This is a genomic window from Pedobacter sp. Leaf41 (assembly GCF_001422545.1).
GTDB lineage: Bacteria > Bacteroidota > Bacteroidia > Sphingobacteriales > Sphingobacteriaceae > Pedobacter.
This window is the reverse complement of the sequence record NZ_LMLE01000006.1, coordinates 461,942-481,433: the sequence shown is the minus strand read 5'-3', so window position 1 is coordinate 481,433 and position 19,492 is coordinate 461,942. Positions and strand designations below refer to the sequence as shown.

The following is a 19,492-nucleotide window of genomic DNA, read 5'->3' as shown; positions in this document are numbered from 1 at the left end:
CTAAATTTTTCTAATAGATTTGCAATAACTAACTTATTTATGAGCGAGCAAAATCCAAATTTTAAAGTGAGCGTAAACACCGAAATCGGCAGATTGCGTAAGTTGTTAATTCATAGTCCAGATAGCGGATTGGGGAAAGTGGTTCCATCGAAAGCACAAGATTGGCTTTTTGAAGATATTGTCCACCTCGATACCATCCGAAAGGGAGAATACGATTACTACATTAAACTCCTGATGTACTTCTTAGATCCTGAAAAAATCAAGGGAAAGCTTGCTTTAATAGATTCTGAGGAAGGAAACAGAAATTTTTACAAACCCAATCATCCCGATTTTCACAACTCAAATTCAGTAATAGAAATTCAAAATCTATTAAGTGAAATGTTGGAAAACGAATCTATCCGCAAAAAATTAGTGGCAGCTGTTTGTGCCATCGAGGGTTGTACTTATAAGGTGCAAATGCAATTGACGAATACCGACCCTAAGGAATTGGCGGAGATTTTTATTTCCGGAACTTTGGCCAACGACACAATGATCTTTGCGCCTATTCCGAATTTAATTTTCACTCGAGATGTAGGTACAACCATCAATAATCATATTTTATTAAACAAACCGGCAAAAAAAGCCCGTGTTCGCGAAACGCTTCTGATGCGTTACATTTTCTTCAACCATCCGTTGTTTGCCGACTATCAAAACAAAGTTCTCGAGATTCCTGATGTTACCATGCATTTCCTGCGTCCGGGCGATGAACCGGCTTTTAGCACCACACTAGAAGGTGGCGATGTGATGATGGTGAGTGAAAACCATGTTTTGATCGGTTGCAGTGAACGTACTTCTGAGCATGGCGCAAACGAGGCGATAAAATTATTGTTTGATAACGATGTGGTGGAAAAGGTAACGGTGGTGAAAATCCCAAGCAAACGCGATTACATGCACCTGGACACGGTTTTTACACAGGTTAAACGCAATACATGGGTAATTTTAAACTCTATTGCCCATTCACCAAAATATAATTTATACGAACCAATTAACTTTTTAAAAGACCCTGAAAAATTGGAGGCCACAACTGCAATTCAATTTACAAAGGCTAATCCACAAGAGCCAAAACACTTTGAACACGTAGAGGCTTTGTTGAACGACATTAGTCAGAACGATTTAAAGAGCAGCGAACCAACCAAAATTATTTATAGCGGCAATAACCAATTCCCATACGATTCCAGAGAGCAATGGACGGATTCCTGCAATCTGCTAGCCATAAAAGAAGGTGTTGTTTTAGGTTATGATAGAAACGATAAAACTGTAGAAGCATTTAAAGCAGCTGGTTTTAACGTAGTTGATGTGAAAGATCTGATTCAGGATTTGGAAAGTGGAAAAGTAGACGCAGAAACCATCACCGATACTTTAATTTTAATGCCATCAGCAGAACTTTCTCGTGCCCGTGGAGGTTTCCACTGTATGAGCTTACCGGTATTGAGAGACAGTTTAAGTTGAAAGTAAAAAGTTCAAAGTAAAAACACTAAGTCAAGAATCTTTAAACTTTTAACTTTACAATTTAACTCCTATGCAAACAACCAATCACCTCCTAATGATTCGCCCGGTTGATTTTAAATTCAATGAGCAAACTGCGGGCAATAATAAATTTCAGGTAGCCTCAACTGAAAGTGATGTACAAAGCCAGGCTTTAAAAGAGTTTGATGGTTTTGTAGATCTGTTGAGAAAAAACGATGTTGATGTTACCGTTGTAGATGATACTTTGCAACCTGAAACACCTGATTCTATCTTCCCGAATAATTGGGTTTCTTTTCACGATGATGGTAGCATTTACCTCTACCCGATGTTTTCTGAAAACCGGAGATTGGAGCGTAGAAATGAAATATTAGATGGCTTGACAGAAAAATTTCAGGTAAATAATGTAAATGATTTAAGTTTCTACGAAACTGCGAACATTTTTCTTGAGGGCACTGGTAGTATGGTTTTAGATCGTGCTAACAAAATTGCATATGCTTGCCTGAGCATTCGTACAGAGGTAGAGGCATTTAACAATTTCTGTCAGTTAGCTGGATACAAATCAGTTATATTTAACGCTCTTGATTCGAGCGGATTTCCGATATACCATACCAACGTGATGATGTGCATCGGAGATCGTTTCGCCGTTGTTTGTCTTGATTCAATTGCCAATTTGTATGAACGCGATTTTGTACGCAAAGTACTTACATTAACTAACAAGGAAATTGTTACGATTAGTTATGATCAAATGAATCACTTTGCTGGAAACATGCTACAGGTATCTAACACACAAGGCGAAAGTCTATTGGTAATGTCAGAGCAAGCCTATTTGTCATTAACAAAGGATCAAATCAGTGTCTTGGAAAAATATTCCCGAATTATTTATGCACCGATATACACCATTGAAAAAAATGGTGGCGGTAGCGCAAGGTGCATGTTAGCAGAAATTCATTTACCGGCGAAATCAAAATAGGTTTTTCGCTTAATTTCTTTCCCGCTCACCTCCACATCATGCGAGGCACTAAGCAATCCTAATGCGACCAAAAGGCAAACCCTATTGTTATAAGATTGCTTCGTACCTCGCAATCACGAACGCATTTAAAACGCTATCGGCTGGTATCTTCACCAGCCGAAATACAATGCAGTTCATACCACAATTAATTACAGATAGTTTTAGTACTTTCGCCGAAAATTTAAAATGAATATGTCTTTAGCACAAGAATTACAAATACGTTCGGGATACAAGTGCGAACTTTGCACATCAGAGAACAGTCTAAGTGTTTATGAAGTTCCCCCAACGAGCAATGCCAATAGCGATAACAGCATTTTAGTTTGTAAAACCTGTCTAAATCAAATTGAAAAAACAGAACAGTTAGATGCCAAGCATTGGAAAATACTCACAGAAACCATGTGGTCAGAATTTGCACCTGTGCAAGTGGTGGCATGGAGAATGCTAAGCAGATTAAGAAACGAAGGTTGGGCATCAGATAGTTTGGATATCTTATACCTGGAAGACGAGACTTTAGAATGGGCGAAAAAAACAGGCGATCATGAAATGGATGGAACGGTCGAATTTCATCAGGATAGCAATGGAACTCGTTTACACGAAGGTGATACCGTTGTCTTGGTTAAAACTTTGGATGTTAAAGGTTCAACTTTGAGTGCAAAATTAGGTACAGTGGTGAAAAATATCCGTTTGGTTCATGATAATACCGAACAAATTGAAGGGAAAGTTGAAGGCCAAACCATTGTGATTTTAACTAAATACTTAAGAAAAGGCTAGTCAATCGGCATCAAATTGTAATGATGAACTCGCTATAAATTCAAGAATGTATTTGTACAAATCATTGCCCCCAAATATCATCTGACTAATCATCGGAACGTGGCTTTTGCCATTGATTTCTTTTATTTCTACAGGGACGTTATTGGCCTTTAACTTTTGATAAAGTCTCGGCGTTTGAATCTTTATGGCATCATAAGTTTTTCCGCCGTATAAAAGCAAATGTGGGTTTTTGATATTATTCACGTAGTTTAAAGGAGACGCAGACTTCCAAACCGCGGGTTTGTCGGTAAATGTTCTCAAAAAATCAAAGTAATAATCATCCTTCTCAGCTTCGGTTAAATATTCAAAAATATCGAGTCCGAAGGGATCGTTCAAAACTACACCCTTAATTGGATTTTTGATTCCAGCATGTTGAAAATATTGTGGATCTGAATTAATCAGTTCGCCTAAATGGGCACCAGCAGAATGGCCCATTACAAAAATATTCTCTGCACTCGAGGCATATTGCGATATATTTTGCTTCACCCATTTTACAGCCAAAGCACAATCATTAGCCATTTTTTGATATTGCGCTTCAGGTGCTAAAGGATAATTAATAATAACCGTAACTACTCCTTTTCTAGCGAAATTTCTACCAAGCCACCAATATGTTTCCTTTTTTCCACTGCTCCAAGATCCGCCATGTATGAATATTAAAACAGGCTTATTTTTAACACTATCATTTTTGTAAAAGATATTTAGCGTGTTATTTTCTTCGGCATTGCCAGCATAATTAATGTTTTTTACTGTCATTATTTGTGCTGAAGCGATAACGGCTTGACACAAGAGCATTGCTAAAATGAAGTATTTTGTCATGTTGAAAACGATCTAAACATTCAATGGTGAAAAAACGAAATTGTTGTTCATATAGATTTATCTAAGAAAGAACGGAAATCAGGAATAGATTAGGTTTTCAAGTCGAGTTGTGCGCTATTTAAAGCCATTAACTATTTCCTATTAGCCATTTACTATGTCTTATTAACTATTTCCTATTATCTATTTCCTTTTCCCTACGCACCCATCCGCAATTATGCCTTAATCAATGGATTTTTCTCTTTCGCAAACAAATCAAAAACCTTTTTATCTACAAAAGCCGGGAATAACTTGTTCATCCAAACCGCTAACTTACCTTGACCAGTCATTACCAATGTTCGTTTGCGTTTTTCAATTCCATCAGCAATTATGCTGGCTACTTCTTCAGAAGTCATCATTTTGCCTTCATCCATGCTCGTTTCCCCATGTGCGGCTCCATCTTTTGATAAGGCTGTTACCCGAATATTGGAAGCTGTAAATCCCGGGCAGGCCACTAAAACATTTACACCGGTTTTTAAAAGTTCGGTACGCAATGATTCCATGAAACCATTCATAGCGAATTTTGATGCCGAATAACCTGTTCTCCCTGGTAAACCGCGATAGCCTGCTATTGATGAGATGCCAACAACGGTTCCTTTCGTTTTCAAAATCTCTGGCAGGGCATATTTTGTACAATAAACAGTACCCCAAAAATTAACATCCATTAAATTTTTCAGTACCGATAAATCCAAATCATTAAATAAGGCACGCATAGATAAGCCTGCATTGTTTACCAAAATATCTATCTTTTGAAACGAAACCAGCGTTTGTTTGATAATCAATTCACAATCGGCTTCTTTGCTTACATCTGCCTGAACGGCAACCGCTCTAATGCCGTATTTTTTTTCTAAGTCTGCTGTGATTTCGCAAAGCGTAACATATTGGCGGGCGGCTAAAACCAGGTTTGCGCCACGTTTAGCAAATTCTTCAGCACAAGCCTTTCCAATTCCGCTCGATGCGCCTGTGATGATGATTACTTTATCTTTTAGGTTCATATTAGTATCTAGTAAAGGAAATCAAGTATCAAGACTTGACACCTTCTAATTCCTTTTGAAATAATGGGTTGCCTCGGCCACTTTATCCGTGTTGATGATATCTGCGCCCAATTCACTAAGCATTTTCCAGGAAATTTCATTATCTGGAGCGCCCCAAAAGCGAAAAGGTAATCCCAATTTATGAGCATTATCAATCGATAATTTCAATTTCGCTTTGTCTGCTTCTGAAATCTCTCCTACTCCTTTCCACTTCGAATATTTCGCAAAATTATCGCTGATCATCACGATTTTCTGTAAATCTGTTGCCGAGTAGTCAACATTTGGTAATCCATCAAAATGCAAATTGGCCCAGTCGAAATTAGTTTCCGGACGATTACCTGTGATGACCACAACTGAATTTCTTCCCTGCCTGCCGAAATCTTTTTGATATTTTTTTAGTGTCTTAAGTAAAGCTTTGGAAGTTAAACTCCAGTCATCTTTAATATCAATTACCAGATGGATCGCGTAATAATCTTCCGTTTTGGAAAACCTGGAAAGCGGCTTTAGATATAAGTTTTCTAAGGTATTACCAGCTCTTATTTCTTTCTTGCTATGCGCCACCATTAAAGAATCGCCTATCAGGAATACATCAGCTTCAATTGAGAACGCTTTATTTTCAATGGCCTCAAAAAAAGGACGTTTGTGCGTATAATCATTATGAGAATGGATTTTAACTTGTGCCATAACAGCAAAACTGAATCCGATGGCTACCAATAAAATAATCAACTGTTTCGCCATTATTTCATCATTGCAGTTTCATAAGGCACACGGGTAATAATCGATCGGCCTAAAGTAATCTCATCTGTATATTCTAGTTCTCCGCCAAAAGCAATTCCTCTGGCAATTGTAGTTACGGGAACATTGAAGTCCTTTAATCTTTTGTAAAGATAAAAAAGTGTCGTATCGCCTTCCATGTTCGGACTCAGCGCCAATATCACCTCCTTAATATCACCAGCTGAAACTCTTTGCACTAAACCATCAATGTATAAATCTGTTGGTCCGATACCATCCATAGGAGAGATTAAACCGCCCAAAACATGGTAAACACCAAAATATTGCCCGGTATTTTCGATTGCCATTACATCCCTTGTATCTTCTACAACACAAATCGTTTCCTTATCACGCTTGTGCGAGGTACAAATTTCGCAAATCGTATGATCGGAAATGTTATAGCAAATACTGCAGTTTTTAATTTCCTGCTTAAGCCTAATTAATGTGTTTCCAAACTGGTTAACCTCCTCTTGTTCCTTATTTAAAAGGTGTAAAACCAATCTCAACGCAGTCTTTTGCCCAACACCTGGTAATTTCGAGAATTCGTTTACCGCATCTTCAAGCAGTTTGGATGAAAAATTCATGCACAAAAATATACAAAATGGTTGATAAAAAATGTTATCAAAAACATGACAAAATTATTTTTTTGGAAAGCAATACCAGTAGTTATTAGGTTCCAACAGTCCTGCCATTTGCTGCAATCTTTTGGTAAATATTGTCATTCTGAGGAACGAAGAATCTGTTTCATCGGTGGCAGATGCTTCGTGCCTCAGCATGACCGCATATCCAAGGTTGCTGCAACCAAAAGGATTTCCGCTTCTGTCAGGTTTGAAATAGTAAGGTAAACCTAAGTAATTTAAGACCGGCCGACGCGGGCACGAAACCCAATTTTTTCGGGTGAGTAAAGCTAAGGACGGGGCTAATTAGCCGATGAAAACTGAAATCTGATTTCCAAATCAAAATATTGATTATAAAAATCGTTTTCTTTACATTTAACACCTTAAAACAAAACTATGTCGCCAACCATTCTATTGTGCTTTTTAATTGGTTATTTTTTAGTACTGATTATGATTTCTTTCGTCACCTCCAAAGATTCATCTGATAATAATTCCTTTTTTGTCGCCAACAGGAATTCGAAGTGGTACTTGGTTGCCTTTGGAATGATTGGAACAGCACTTTCGGGAGTAACCTTTATTTCAGTACCTGGCGAAGTTGGTGCACCTGCGGGAAATCAGTTCCAATATTTCCAGTTCGTTTTGGGTAACGCAGTCGGTTTTATTATCATTTGTACGGTACTTCTGCCGCTCTATTATCGAATGAACCTAACTTCAATTTACAGTTATATTGAGCAACGTTTAGGTCATTACAGCTACAAAACAGCAGCTTCTATATTTCTTTTGAGTCGTACATTGGGCTCTGCAACACGTTTGTACCTGGTAGTAATTGTTTTACAGCGCTTCATTTTCGACAATTACGGCGTTCCATTTTGGTTAACAGTATTAATTTCATTGGCCTTAATATGGTCTTACACGTTTAAAGGCGGTTTAAAAACCATCATTATCACCGATACTTTGCAAACGTTTTTTTTAGTATTATCTGTTTTTTTAACCATCTATTTTATTTGTAGTAGCTTGAATTTAAGTATCCCACAAGCCTTTGAAACGATAAAAGACAGCAGTTATTCGAAGATATTTTTTTGGGATGATTTCCTAACCAATAAGTGGTATTTCAGCAAACAGTTTATCGGTGGTATTTTCGTAACCATCGCCATGACGGGTTTAGATCAGGATTTAATGCAGAAAAACTTGAGCATGGGCACCATCAAAGAAGCGCAAAAAAACATGTTCACCTTTACAGGTGTGTTTGTAATCTTAAATGTTTTCTTCTTAAGCGTGGGTGCTTTATTGTATATCTTCGCCGCTAAAAATGGCATTGAGATTCCTCTTGATCACATTACGGGGAAACCGCGTACCGATTTGTTATTTCCTGAAATTGCATTGAACAACCTCGGCGCCGTACCGGCCGTTATATTTATGTTAGGGTTAACCGCAGCGACTTTTGCCACCACCGATTCGGCACTAACTGCTTTAACCACCTCGTTTTGTGTAGACTTTTTAGGGATGGCAAAAGCCGAAAATGTAAACGCAAAAGACGCTGTAAAAAAACGCCATACTGTTCACGTGGCTTTTTCAATTTTAATGTTTCTGGTTATCATCGTAATCAATGCACTAAATAGTTCATCAGTAGTCAGTTTAATTTTCACTATTGCCTCCTATACTTACGGGCCACTTTTGGGCCTTTACAGTTTTGGTTTGTTTGTAAAAAAACGTGGCTTGCACGATAAATTAGTACCAATAGTTTGCATTTTATCCCCTTTTTTATGTTACTTGCTTTCAAGCTATTCAAAAGAAATTTTAGGAGGCTATGTTTTTAGTGTTGAACTGATATTGATTAACGGTTTAATCACATTTATCGGCTTGCTTTTCATCAGCAAAAAAACTGATGCGCAAACCAAATTTTAATATTAGAATACAGTATATATGACGAGTGAAGAAAAAATTAGAAGCGCTTTTGAAAATAAGGATTGGCAGGAAATAAAGGTAACCGACTCTTGGCAAATTTTTAAAATTATGGCCGAGTTTGTAGATGGTTTTGAGAAACTGGCTAAAATTGGTCCTTGTGTTACCATTTACGGATCTGCTCGTACTGCAGAAACGAACAGATATTATCAGCTTGCCGAACAATGTGGTAAACTACTTACCGATCGCGGTTATGGAGTAATTACCGGCGGTGGCCCAGGCATTATGGAAGCTGGTAACAAAGGTGCACATACAAACGGCGGAAAATCTGTAGGTTTAAATATTGAGTTGCCGTTTGAGCAATTCCACAATAAATATATCGACCACAATAAGTTATTGGAATTCGATTATTTCTTCGTTCGTAAGGTAATGTTTATGAAGTACAGTCAGGGCTTTGTGGTTTTACCTGGCGGTTTTGGTACCATGGATGAGCTTTTCGAAGCATTAACGCTAATTCAAACGGGTAAAATAGCCCGCTTCCCAATTGTATTATTGGGTAAAGATTACTGGAGCGGATTAATTGACTGGATTAAAGGAACAATGCTGCAAAAGGAACACAATATTCATGAGGAAGATTTGAATTTATTCCGCCTTGTTGATACTGCTGAAGAAGCTGCCGAACACATTTTTAGGTTCTATGATAAATATGTGCTTAAACCGAATTTTTAACCAGAATCAAAGTATTATTGACCAGAATTAAAGGATTATAAGATTTCCAAAATTTTGGAGGTTAAAAAATTTAAACGAGAATTACAAGATTTTACTATGGGGTTTCATTCAATGAATTAATCATTCAAAATTCAATAATTATAAAAAGTGCTTGTTCTGCAGGCACTTTTTTTATGGTCAACATTTTGGTGTAACAACTTAGAATAATTTTAATCTAAATCGAAACATATTTCAAATGGCCAAGTTTATTGATTGGAAAGGCAATTGGTTTAACTCAAATTTCGAATTGTTTATTGAAGGAGAACAAAAAGGTGCAATTACATTTAGCACCTGGAAAAGTGATGCAGAAGCTACATTAGAAAACGAAAGCTATTTTTTCAAAAGTGTAGGATTTTGGCAGCCAAAAACAAATATAATTGACCAGAAAACGAATAAGGTTGTTGGGGTGATTACTTACGGTAATTGGAAATTCGAAGCAATAATTAATATGGAATCTGGGGGGTTGTATCAATGGAGACCGACAAGTTTTTGGAAATCGCAATCGTTGTTATCCAACGATAACAATACAAACATGATGTACAGCGCTGGCAAAAGAATGTGTTCGATCACAGCTGACACTGACAATAGATCGTTAATCGTTGCTGGATTATTTATTAAACAAATTACAATAGACGAGCGGCGGCAGCTGTTTGATAAATCGTTAATAGCAAGTTAGGATATAGGAAATTATAGCACCCTGTGGAAATGGAAAGAATATTAAATTGGAGAAAAGGGTTATTTGATAGCAATTATCAGGTATTTGAGGGTACTTACCTGAAATTTTCGATCAATTTTACTTCATTAAAAAATTCGGCTATTGCCACCACTCAAAAAGGGATTTATTTATTGAGAAGTGATGGTTATAGCAATCCCGAAACCAAAATTTTAAATAGTAACCACGAGCTTCTAGCAACCATTAGATACGATTGGCTTGCATTTAAGGCGAGAGTGACGTTTGCAAATGGTGAAAATTTTGATTGGAGCTATCAAAACAGTTGGTTAAGCAGGTGGTCGCTTAATAACCATACCGATAGGCAGATTATTTATAATTCATCAACAAGCAATGGCTTAATTCACGGCAATACCGACGATGATATGCTTTTTTTTATCGGCTTATTTATTCGAGAATATTATTCCAGAATTCTTTATGCGATGGTTTTAATCGTGATTTTCATGTCTTTTATCCGTAATGTTTTCTACTAAAATTTCTTTGATTCGCTCGGTTGGGCGGGCAATTACGGCCTTATCTCCCGAAAGTATAATCGGTCTTTCGATGAGAACAGGGTTTTTTACCATGGCATCAATCCATTCTAAATCGCTTAGGTTTTTACCCTTATAGTTTTCGATGTAAATTTTCTCTGTTTTGCGAATCAATTCAAATGGCTTAATAGCCAGCTTCTTGATTAATTCAGTTAATTGCGCCCGATTTGGTGGGGTTTCCAGATAATAGATTACTTCAAAATCTCTATTACTATTTTCGAGTTCCTGTAAAGCCTGGCGGCTTTTGGTGCATCTGTGATTATGATAAATCTGAATCATTCTTAATCGGATTATAAACCGCTAACACCACCGCTTACTACCAATTTCATGGCATCACCAGCGCTCATTTTTAAATCCTTAACCTTATCTCTCTTCACAATACAAAGCTGACCAGCAAATGAATAAGACAACGGAAAGTAAACGGCGACATCATCAGGAAGATCGAGTTTATGCAAATCATTTTGGGTTAAAAACCCAATTTTTTTCATTCCACCTTCAACTTCAACCATTACCGGATGATTAAATTTTTTCTCATCACCAACAAAAGCTTCGGTTAAATCTTTAATAGATGAATAAATAAAATTAAGCAAAGGTAAGCGATGCATCATGCGCTGAAACCAGTTATACATCGGCTCGGTTACCAAATTGGTTACGAAGATACCAGCCAGTAAAATAATGGTTACAACAGTTAGTAAACCCAGGCCCGGAATGTTTCTACTTTCACCAGTACGAGGATTTACGCCCAGAATATTGTTTACGTTTAGCCAGCTATCTACTGTTGTAACTGCCCAAACTACAATGAAAATGCTCACAGCAATGGGCACAACAATTAATAAACCTTTAATTAAATAGTTTAAAATGGCTTTCCCTACTCTGTTCATGCTGCAAATTTATTCAAAAATGTTCAATAGTTCATTAGTTGGCATGATTGATAAAATTTAAATGTTCATTAGTCATTCGTCATTGGTTCATTAGTAAGCAGGATGGATAAGTTTAAATGTTCATTAGTCATTCGTCATTGGTTCATTAGTAAGCAGGATGGATAAATTTAAAGGTTCATTGGTTCAATAGTCATTTGTTCATTAGTCAGCATGATGGATAAGTTTAATGTTCATTAGTCATTCGTCACTGGTTCATTAGTTAGCATGGTGAATAAAATTTAAATGTTCATTGGTATGTGGTGATTGGTTCATTAGTCAACATGGTAGATAAATTTTTATGGGGTATTGGCACATATGCAATGATGCATCCAGACTAATGAACTAGTGAACAAATGACCAATGAACTAATGACTAATAAACTAATCTATTCATAAAAATAAACCCGCTTCACCCGCTGTGAAATATTTGTAATGATTTCATAAGGTATAGTGTCGATATCGTCTGCAAGCTGCATAATAGTATGTTCCTGATTAAAAACAATGGCTTCATCGCCAGCTTTTACATCAAGGCCAGTAACATCCAGCATCGTCATATCCATGCAAATGGAACCTATAGTCGGCACCAAATGTCCATTGATGAGCATTTTACCTATGCCATTACCAAAAGTACGGGCATAGCCATCAGCATATCCGATTTTAACTGTCGCTATTTTGCCACCATTTGGCATCACTCCTCTCCTGCTATATCCCACTGTTTCGCCCGCCGTTAAGGTTTTAACCTGCGTTACGGTAGTTTTAAGTACCATCACCGTTTGTAAGCCGCGGTTATTAGCTAAAGCAGCGTCGAAACCATATAAGCCGATTCCTAAACGAACCATATCCATTTGTCCGTTTGGCCAGCGGCTAATTCCCGATGTATTGGCAATGTGGAGCAAAGGTTTGTAGCCTAAAACTGCTATCAGCTGTGTAGCAATGGAATTGAATTTTTCAATTTGTTGTTCAGTGAAACCATCGTGCAGGGCTTCGCCACTTGCTACCAAATGAGAAAATATGCTTTTAACGCTTAGCTTCTGCGAATTTTGTAAGCACATTGCTAAATTCTCCATATCCGCAAACTCAAACCCCAATCGATGCATACCACTATCGATCTTAATATGAATAGGGTAATCGAAATCATAATCAGAAAGAGCATTCAAGAAGCTATTCAGGATTTCGAGACTATAAATCTCAGGTTCTAACTGATGTTTAATGATGGCTTCAAAAGCAGATTCCTCAGGACTCATCACCATAATAGGAAGTGTTATCCCCGCTTTGCGAAGGGCAATTCCTTCGTCGGCATAGGCTACAGCCAAATAATCAACCTTGTGAAACTGCAATAAATTGGCAATTTCGAAACTTCCACTTCCGTAAGAGAACGCCTTAACCATGGCCATAATTTTAACACCAGGTTTTATTTTCGCACGATAGAACTGCAGATTACCAACCATGGCATTCAAATCAATCTCTAAAACGGTATCATGGATTTTTTGAGTAAGTAATTTACTAATCCTTCCAAATTCATATCGCCGAGCGCCTTTCACTAAAATGGTTTCATGACTGAATTGTAAACCTGGAAATGCTTCAATAAACGCATTTGTATTTTCGAAAAACTGGGCTTCTGACTTAAAGAGGCTTTCATATTTTGCAATATGCGGGCCGATCCCGATCAAACGACTCACTTTCTTCTGAATCAATAAATCAGCAATTTCGGTATATAAATCCAGATCGTCTTGACCCGTTTCAAATAAGTCAGAAAGAATTACGGTTTTGTTATGATGTTGATTTTGTTGATTGAGAAAATCTAAAGCAATGGCTAACGATGAAATATCTGCACTGTAAGAATCATCGATGATGGAGCACTGGTTAATGCCATTCTTAAGTTCCAAGCGCATACTCACATGACTTAATTTTTCCAAACGAAGATCAGCTTGTTCTGCAGAATAGCCTAAAGCGAGCAAGGTTGCCCAACAAATCATGCCATTTTCTATCGACGCCTTATCCTTAAAAGGCAACATGCATTCAATTTCCTGATCTTGATAAATCGCTCTTAAATAGCAATTCCCTTCAATCGGTTCAACTGCAGTTATTCGCAAATCGGCCATTTGGTTAGTGCTCCAACTAAAATGTTTCTTACCTGGTAAATCCTTTTCGTTGATTTCTGAAGTGTATTCTGGCGAATAGATCAGCAGATCTGTATTTGTAAATAATTTTAACTTTTCGATCAGCTTTTCTTTTCTCGAACTAAAACCCTCTGCATGAGCTTCTCTAACATTGGTTAAAATTCCAATTTGTGGTTGAATAATTGCGGCCAAACTTTCCATCTCGTTCACTGCCGAAATACCTGCCTCGAAAATCCCTAAATTATGATCTGCGTCGATTTGCCAAACAGAAAGTGGAACACCGATTTGTGAATTGTAGCTCTTCGGACTACGAACAATACTGTAATCGCTAGCCAAAAGTTGATACAACCACTCTTTCACAATGGTTTTCCCGTTACTACCGGTAACGCCGACACAGGTTAAATCAAATATATTTCGATGATAAGTAGCGAGTTTTTGTAATGCACTTAATACGTTATCAACTATCAGGAAATTACAATCACGATATTGTTGTAAATAGCTCGTATCGGTAATCACAAAATTTCTGATCTCTTTGCTATAAGCGTCCTTTATAAATTCGTGTCCATCTCGATGAGATAATAAAGCAAAAAACAAGGAATTTTCAGGAACCAAAACCGATCTACTATCGATTACCAAATGTGTAATTCGTGCTTCTGTATTGAATAAATTTGCATCAGCATTTAAAATTTCAGCTACGGTAGAAATGGTATATATCGGATTCAACATGATATTATATTCAGGAAATTATGGTAATCGTTTTTATTTTTACGAAGTTCACCAATTAATTATGAAAACGGGTAAACAAGAAGCAGCAATATTAGATAAAAAACAGGCATTGGCCAAAGCTGAAAACTTTTGCGCTTACCAGGAACGTTCGCAAAAAGAAGTAAGATATAAATTGGTGGAATGGGGAATGCGTGGCGATGAATTGGAAGAAATTTTATCAGAATTAATCACCAACAATTTTTTAAACGAAGAACGATTTGCAAAGCAATATGCCTCGGGAAAATTCAACATTAAAAAGTGGGGAAGAATTAAAATTAAGCAGGGTTTGAAACTAAAAGGCGTTCCGGATAGAATTTTACAAAAAGCTCTATATAGTTTAGATGACGATGATTATATGCAAACCATAGAGAGTTTAGCCCTAAAAAAAGCAAGAACTTTAAATGAAGTTAATCCTTTAAAACGAAAAATGAAGCTAATGGCTTATCTTCAAGGCAGAGGATTTGAAACTGATTTGATTTTAGTGGCACTGAAAGCCAGCAATTTAAACTAAATATTAAATTTTTAATAAAAAATCCCTTGACAGAAATATAAATCTGTCTATATTTGCAACACCAAAACGAAACAGCATATCGGTTTTGTTTAATGCGAAAGTAGCTCAGTTGGTAGAGCACGACCTTGCCAAGGTCGGGGTCGCGAGTTCGAATCTCGTCTTTCGCTCTAAATGCCTTCCTACCAGAGGGCATTTATTTTAAAAGGTTAATCGCCTGCTCGGGTGGTGGAACTGGTAGACACGCAGGACTTAAAATCCTGTGCTTTCAAAGGCGTGCGGGTTCGATTCCCGCCCCGAGTACTTCAAAAACAATCGAACTAAAGCCATCAGCAATGATGGCTTTTTTTGTTGGTTCAACTCCTGAAGATGGATAAAAGAAGAATTTTCAATCAACAAAAAATAATTTTTAATAATTTTTGAATCTGAAATTTATATTTCTATATTTGCAACCCCAAAGGGAATACAGCGATTGTATTATTCATGCGAAAGTAGCTCAGTTGGTAGAGCACGACCTTGCCAAGGTCGGGGTCGCGAGTTCGAATCTCGTCTTTCGCTCTAAATGCCTTTCCTACCGGAAGGCATTTATTTTAAAACATTAATCAACTCGATTTATCGGGATTGACTAATGCTCGGGTGGTGGAACTGGTAGACACGCAGGACTTAAAATCCTGTGCTTTCAAAGGCGTGCGGGTTCGATTCCCGCCCCGAGTACAATAAACAAATCGAAACTAAAGCCATCAGCAATGATGGCTTTTTTTATGCCTACATTTTTTTGAACTTACCCTACTCACTAAAATAAGTTAGTCCATAAAAAAAGGCCTTCTTGTTAGGAAAGCCTTAAACTTTTATACAATTTGATAATTTACATTTACTCTTTTGGGGTAGTTACTTTCTGATTCATTTAAGGATACAAAAGCAGCTTGATTATGAACTTCATTCTTTAGTGCATGTTCATAATGAAATTGAATAGTTTCTTGATTATTTTTTGGTAAGTTTTTTGTCGCTTCGATTAAAAGGTTCCTATCATTTAAATTCTCTGGCAATAAAGTGATATCGCAATTTCCTTCACTTATTTCTTTAACTAGATATTTCATTTGTTTTTAACATTCGGCTCTTGTGTTAGTCTATTTCAAGAACGGGGCAAAATTAACGCTAGTGAATGTTTTATATGTAATCTAAACGTTAATTTTAAGCTAAGCATGATTACATCGGTTCTACAAAAATTCATCCTATAATAAAAAAACTCCAGATGGTAGATCTGAAGTTTTCAAATGTTTTTCGGTAAATGTTTTTATTTAAGCAAATATCCTATACCTCTTTCTGAACCTTTGGCTCTTCTGTACCCTCTTGTCCGTTTTTGAATTCTTTGATGCCTTTTCCTAAGCCTCTCATTAATTCTGGAATTTTCTTTCCTCCGAATAATAAAAGGATAGCAACCCCAAGAATTATCATTTCTGGACCGCCAAGTATTGCTGCAATGGTTGAATGTGTCATGTTTTATGGTTTAAGGTTTTTCTGAATGAATCTGTTTGTATATACGTTGATTAAACCATTATGGTTTCCAACAAAAATTAGGATGGAAGATTTATTTGATAATCCACACGCTTCAACAGATCATAAATATCAAAAGGTTTGGAAATAAATCCCTGAGCATTACAAGTCTTATTAATTTCTCCAATTTTTGCATGAGCACTCATCATGAGAACCGGAATATTTTTAGTGCTATCAGCCGTCTTTAAACCACTACAAATATCAATACCGCTTCCATCAGGAAGCATTACATCGAGCAAAAATAAATCTGGTTTAAGATTTTTAGCATTTAAATTGAAGTCTTCTATACTTGCGAAACCTGTTACATCGTAATTCTCTTCTTGTAATAAAAGAATAATTACATCCCTAATTCCCTCATCATCTTCTAGCACACACACACTTTTTCCCATCTCATTAATTTTATTCTAACCTGATCAATTTTAAATATTTAGAAACCAATTAATTAACCAACAATGAAATGAATTGTTTTTAAAATTTTAGCGCCTATTAGAATAGAATAAGAAAACTGCAGATGAAGCCACTACTTTTTGTTCTTTAATGTCTCTTCGAACATTTTAATAAAGAATCCACCAATTACACTTCGAGCGGTAAAATTTTGCCTTCTGGCATCTTTGGTTTCATGCCAATCGCTCATTGGTACCCTATCTGGCGTTTCAATAGCATAAGTATACACTGGCTCAATTATAGCTTCAAAATCTTTTCTATCCGAGGCTAAGGTAGCTGTCCAGGTGATCCAATCAGCTTTCGTATAAGTTTTACGACTATCCAATGGCAAGCCGTATTTTGTCTGTTTTGTTAAATAGAATTTAATTTCTTTATCATAAACCGATTGCGGGAATAAGCCAAGATTTAACACTTTATCCCAAACCAGATTATATTTCTGGCTCCATGTATTTTTGTCGTTAAAAGTTAACGCATAATGATCACCCGCATCGGCTAACTCCATCCACTTTTTAGCCATATCTTTGGCCATTTCAGTATATTTATTCCCTATTGCCGTTTCGCCAAGCATGGTGGCCAACATCCCATATCCACCTAATGCCACGATAGCTTTAACCGATAAGTTTGCATTTCTGGCCAGGTGACCAGCAAAATCATCGGTGGATAACTGGTTCGCTGGATCTAAACCTTCTTTGCTTAAATACTCTGCCCAAATGCTCAGGGTTTTCCAATGCCTTTTCGCATACCTGGCATTACCTTCGGTTTTAGCAATGGCAGCCATTAAAATTAACATGTTTCCCGATTCCTCTATCGGCATATCTTCTCCATAAGTTTGGCCATTTGCCAGTGGATAAGTCCCTAAATCATGCGCTGAATAAGGTTTGGTCCATTTGCCGCTTTCGCTGAAATAAAATATTCCGTTCATCATGCCTTTAACCAATTCGGGATTATAAATTAAAAACAAAGGTGCTGACGGATAGGTAATGTCTACCGTTCCGATAGATCCATTGCTAAAATTTTCTTTAGATAGGAACAATAACTCACCACTTGGGCTTTGCACCAATTTGTGTGCAGAAACCGCTTGCCTGTAAGCCAAAATACATAACTGTGCATATTTCTCTCCTCCACTTTTTAAAGCATCCTGATGTAATTTCATATCAAAAACCTTGCATTTTTGCATAACTTCCGAATATTGGGCACTGGCCTTTTGCAGCTGGTTCTCGATCGTTTCCTTGCCGCTTGTATTCCACCATGGTCTTAAATTGGTATGGAAGTATTGTAAAGAATAGAGGTCATCGTAGCCCAACATCACAAAATTTTCCCTTTCTGTAGCCCCCACTTTTCCTAATGGAATAATAGTATTCAAAACCAATTGTTCGCCCTGTAATTCATTTTGTTTGAATTGTTTGCCCGTTAAAAATGTGGTTAATGCATTGCTGACGTTTGAAATGTTTTGAATGCTTTTATAACTGGATGGCGCAGCAACATACATATAACCCCAATCTATTCTCACATCGTCGCCCGCTCTTTTTAGAATGGGTTGCTCAATGGTACCCGCTCTTAATATAGAAAGGGTTGCAGTGCCATATTTCTTTGCTTCAACCTTCTGGAAAGCACTATGCGTTGCGATATTGGTTGATGCACCGTAATACAATTTTACCTCATGTTGTTTTCCATCATTGGCTTTCACTTTAGTGGTGATATAGGAAACTGGTCTTGAAAGAAGATCAAGATTGTTCATTAAAAGTGGAGACGTGAATGTTAGTGTTAGATCAATTTTACCACACTTAAATGTATAAATCGTTTGCGTGGCATTAAAGGTTAAGCTTTTTTGTATTGCTTCTTCGATCTTTGTGGCATTCGCATTCGTCGGCTCCTCTACTAATCCATAATCTAAAAATGATGGCCCTCCGGTATTTCTGGCATAAACGGCAAGCACATTTCTCCCGGTTTTCAAAAGTGCTTTATCCAACGGGATATAAACAAACTTACCCTCAACCTTGGGTACATTATAAATTTCCTGACCATTTAAGTAAGCTATGGCGTTGTCATCATGTTTAATTTTAAAGAAAAGCTTATCGCTGTTCATATTTTCTAGTGTAAAAACACGTCTGGTCCAAACTTCATCCTTGCTCCATAATGTCCTTGCCTGCGATTTTTCACTACCAACTGGCCCCATGCCCTTCTTCCAATTACTGTCGTTAAAACCTACATTAAACCAATCTGCATCTGGCCTGGCTTCTGTAAATGATAATTCCATTGGTTTTTCATCGGCTGTAGGCAAAATAGAGCGATAAACTTTTTCTGATTGACCCAGGAAATTATAAATTTTTCCATCAACATTAATCATCCCAGTGAGTGATTGGTTGGCACCAGTCCAGTGTTTGGTGGTACTTTTGTTCAAAGAATCTGATGAAGACCAAATACTAAAATAAGGATCGTGGGTAATTAAAGGATAAGCTGGTGCCGATCTTTGTTGTGCAAAAACAGTTGTGTAGCTTACTAAAAGTAGCACTAAAATTTTTCTCATAACATATTTGGTAAAACGTTTAACTAGCACCCAAAGTAAGTAATCAAAGTTTACTTTTGCATTTGTTTTCAATTTGTTACGAAAGAAAAAATGATTCAAGAAAATTACACCGGTAATTTGTCGCAT

Annotated in this window: 19 protein-coding genes and 4 tRNA genes; 12 read left to right on the top strand and 11 right to left on the bottom strand. The window is 37.0% G+C overall.

Annotated features, from left to right (window positions below; all coding sequences use genetic code 11):
- Positions 1 to 39 precede the first annotated feature (39 nt).
- The 3 genes from ASE92_RS09455 to ASE92_RS09445 all read left to right on the top strand — a co-directional run bounded on the left by ASE92_RS09455 (position 40) and on the right by ASE92_RS09445 (position 3,286).
- Entirely contained in the window at positions 40 to 1,488 is a 1,449-nt protein-coding gene (locus ASE92_RS09455) for an arginine deiminase family protein (RefSeq protein WP_056849843.1), read from the top strand.
- Between the two features lie 70 nt (positions 1,489 to 1,558).
- Positions 1,559 to 2,476, top strand: a complete 918-nt coding sequence (gene ctlX, locus ASE92_RS09450) for a citrulline utilization hydrolase CtlX (protein WP_056849842.1) — start codon at positions 1,559 to 1,561, stop codon at positions 2,474 to 2,476.
- A gap of 231 nt (positions 2,477 to 2,707) precedes the next feature.
- Positions 2,708 to 3,286 carry an alkylphosphonate utilization protein gene (locus ASE92_RS09445; protein ID WP_056849841.1) on the top strand — a complete coding sequence of 193 codons (579 nt, stop codon included), beginning with the start codon at positions 2,708 to 2,710 and terminating at the stop codon, positions 3,284 to 3,286.
- On the opposite strand, the gene ASE92_RS09440 is transcribed toward ASE92_RS09445, so the two are convergent.
- The 4 genes from ASE92_RS09440 to recR all read right to left on the bottom strand — a co-directional run bounded on the left by ASE92_RS09440 (position 3,287) and on the right by recR (position 6,566).
- Positions 3,287 to 4,141 (bottom strand): alpha/beta hydrolase, encoded by an 855-nt coding sequence (locus tag ASE92_RS09440; protein WP_056849840.1) that lies wholly within the window; start codon positions 4,139 to 4,141, stop codon positions 3,287 to 3,289.
- A 212-nt stretch (positions 4,142 to 4,353) separates the two neighbouring features.
- Positions 4,354 to 5,172, bottom strand: coding sequence for an SDR family oxidoreductase (locus ASE92_RS09435; RefSeq protein WP_056849839.1), 819 nt, complete (start codon positions 5,170 to 5,172; stop codon positions 4,354 to 4,356).
- Between the two features lie 45 nt (positions 5,173 to 5,217).
- Positions 5,218 to 5,949, bottom strand: a complete 732-nt coding sequence (locus ASE92_RS09430) for a phosphatidylinositol-specific phospholipase C/glycerophosphodiester phosphodiesterase family protein (protein WP_056849838.1) — start codon at positions 5,947 to 5,949, stop codon at positions 5,218 to 5,220.
- The gene (recR, locus tag ASE92_RS09425) at positions 5,949 to 6,566 is read right to left on the bottom strand and encodes a recombination mediator RecR (protein WP_056849837.1); all 618 of its coding nucleotides are present in this window, start codon (positions 6,564 to 6,566) and stop codon (positions 5,949 to 5,951) included. The genes ASE92_RS09430 and recR overlap by 1 nt, the downstream gene beginning before the upstream one ends.
- A 429-nt stretch (positions 6,567 to 6,995) precedes the next feature.
- On the opposite strand from recR, the gene ASE92_RS09420 reads away from it, so the two are divergent.
- From ASE92_RS09420 to ASE92_RS09405, 4 genes are all read left to right on the top strand, one after another.
- The gene (locus tag ASE92_RS09420; protein ID WP_056849836.1) at positions 6,996 to 8,504 is read left to right on the top strand and encodes a sodium:solute symporter; all 1,509 of its coding nucleotides are present in this window, start codon (positions 6,996 to 6,998) and stop codon (positions 8,502 to 8,504) included.
- An 18-nt stretch (positions 8,505 to 8,522) separates the two neighbouring features.
- Positions 8,523 to 9,230: a TIGR00730 family Rossman fold protein gene (locus tag ASE92_RS09415; RefSeq protein ID WP_029289075.1), complete on the top strand. Its 708-nt coding sequence runs from the start codon at positions 8,523 to 8,525 to the stop codon at positions 9,228 to 9,230.
- 235 nt (positions 9,231 to 9,465) lie between these two features.
- Positions 9,466 to 9,945: a hypothetical protein gene (locus tag ASE92_RS09410; RefSeq protein WP_056849835.1), complete on the top strand. Its 480-nt coding sequence runs from the start codon at positions 9,466 to 9,468 to the stop codon at positions 9,943 to 9,945.
- Between the two features lie 29 nt (positions 9,946 to 9,974).
- Positions 9,975 to 10,472, top strand: coding sequence for a hypothetical protein (locus ASE92_RS09405; protein WP_056849834.1), 498 nt, complete (start codon positions 9,975 to 9,977; stop codon positions 10,470 to 10,472).
- Here ASE92_RS09405 and arsC read toward each other — a convergent pair.
- The 3 genes from arsC to ASE92_RS09390 form a co-directional block, all read right to left on the bottom strand.
- On the bottom strand, positions 10,428 to 10,808 hold the full coding sequence (arsC, locus tag ASE92_RS09400; RefSeq protein ID WP_056849833.1) for an arsenate reductase (glutaredoxin): 381 nt from the start codon (positions 10,806 to 10,808) through the stop codon (positions 10,428 to 10,430). The genes ASE92_RS09405 and arsC overlap by 45 nt on opposite strands.
- A gap of 11 nt (positions 10,809 to 10,819) precedes the next feature.
- On the bottom strand, positions 10,820 to 11,410 hold the full coding sequence (locus ASE92_RS09395) for a DUF502 domain-containing protein (RefSeq protein WP_056849832.1): 591 nt from the start codon (positions 11,408 to 11,410) through the stop codon (positions 10,820 to 10,822).
- Between the two features lie 424 nt (positions 11,411 to 11,834).
- On the bottom strand, positions 11,835 to 14,294 hold the full coding sequence (locus ASE92_RS09390; RefSeq protein WP_056849831.1) for a bifunctional UDP-N-acetylmuramoyl-tripeptide:D-alanyl-D-alanine ligase/alanine racemase: 2,460 nt from the start codon (positions 14,292 to 14,294) through the stop codon (positions 11,835 to 11,837).
- On the opposite strand from ASE92_RS09390, the gene ASE92_RS09385 reads away from it, so the two are divergent.
- From ASE92_RS09385 to ASE92_RS09365, 5 genes are all read left to right on the top strand, one after another.
- The gene (locus ASE92_RS09385) at positions 14,293 to 14,844 is read left to right on the top strand and encodes a regulatory protein RecX (RefSeq protein WP_369817406.1); all 552 of its coding nucleotides are present in this window, start codon (positions 14,293 to 14,295) and stop codon (positions 14,842 to 14,844) included. The two genes, ASE92_RS09390 and ASE92_RS09385, sit on opposite strands and share 2 nt — an antisense overlap.
- A 94-nt stretch (positions 14,845 to 14,938) precedes the next feature.
- A tRNA-Gly gene (locus ASE92_RS09380) sits at positions 14,939 to 15,011 on the top strand.
- 49 nt (positions 15,012 to 15,060) lie between these two features.
- Positions 15,061 to 15,144, top strand: a tRNA-Leu gene (locus ASE92_RS09375).
- Between the two features lie 182 nt (positions 15,145 to 15,326).
- Positions 15,327 to 15,399 (top strand) — tRNA-Gly (locus ASE92_RS09370).
- Between the two features lie 72 nt (positions 15,400 to 15,471).
- Positions 15,472 to 15,555: transfer RNA gene (locus tag ASE92_RS09365), tRNA-Leu, on the top strand.
- 134 nt (positions 15,556 to 15,689) lie between these two features.
- Here the strand turns inward: ASE92_RS09365 and ASE92_RS09360 are convergent.
- The 4 genes from ASE92_RS09360 to ASE92_RS09345 all read right to left on the bottom strand — a co-directional run bounded on the left by ASE92_RS09360 (position 15,690) and on the right by ASE92_RS09345 (position 19,366).
- Positions 15,690 to 15,938: a hypothetical protein gene (locus ASE92_RS09360; RefSeq protein ID WP_056849830.1), complete on the bottom strand. Its 249-nt coding sequence runs from the start codon at positions 15,936 to 15,938 to the stop codon at positions 15,690 to 15,692.
- Between the two features lie 214 nt (positions 15,939 to 16,152).
- The gene (locus ASE92_RS09355; protein WP_056849829.1) at positions 16,153 to 16,338 is read right to left on the bottom strand and encodes a twin-arginine translocase TatA/TatE family subunit; all 186 of its coding nucleotides are present in this window, start codon (positions 16,336 to 16,338) and stop codon (positions 16,153 to 16,155) included.
- 77 nt (positions 16,339 to 16,415) lie between these two features.
- On the bottom strand, positions 16,416 to 16,784 hold the full coding sequence (locus tag ASE92_RS09350) for a PleD family two-component system response regulator (RefSeq protein ID WP_056849828.1): 369 nt from the start codon (positions 16,782 to 16,784) through the stop codon (positions 16,416 to 16,418).
- Between the two features lie 131 nt (positions 16,785 to 16,915).
- Positions 16,916 to 19,366 (bottom strand): glutaminase family protein, encoded by a 2,451-nt coding sequence (locus tag ASE92_RS09345; RefSeq protein ID WP_056850034.1) that lies wholly within the window; start codon positions 19,364 to 19,366, stop codon positions 16,916 to 16,918.
- Between the last annotated feature and the right edge of the window lie 126 nt (positions 19,367 to 19,492).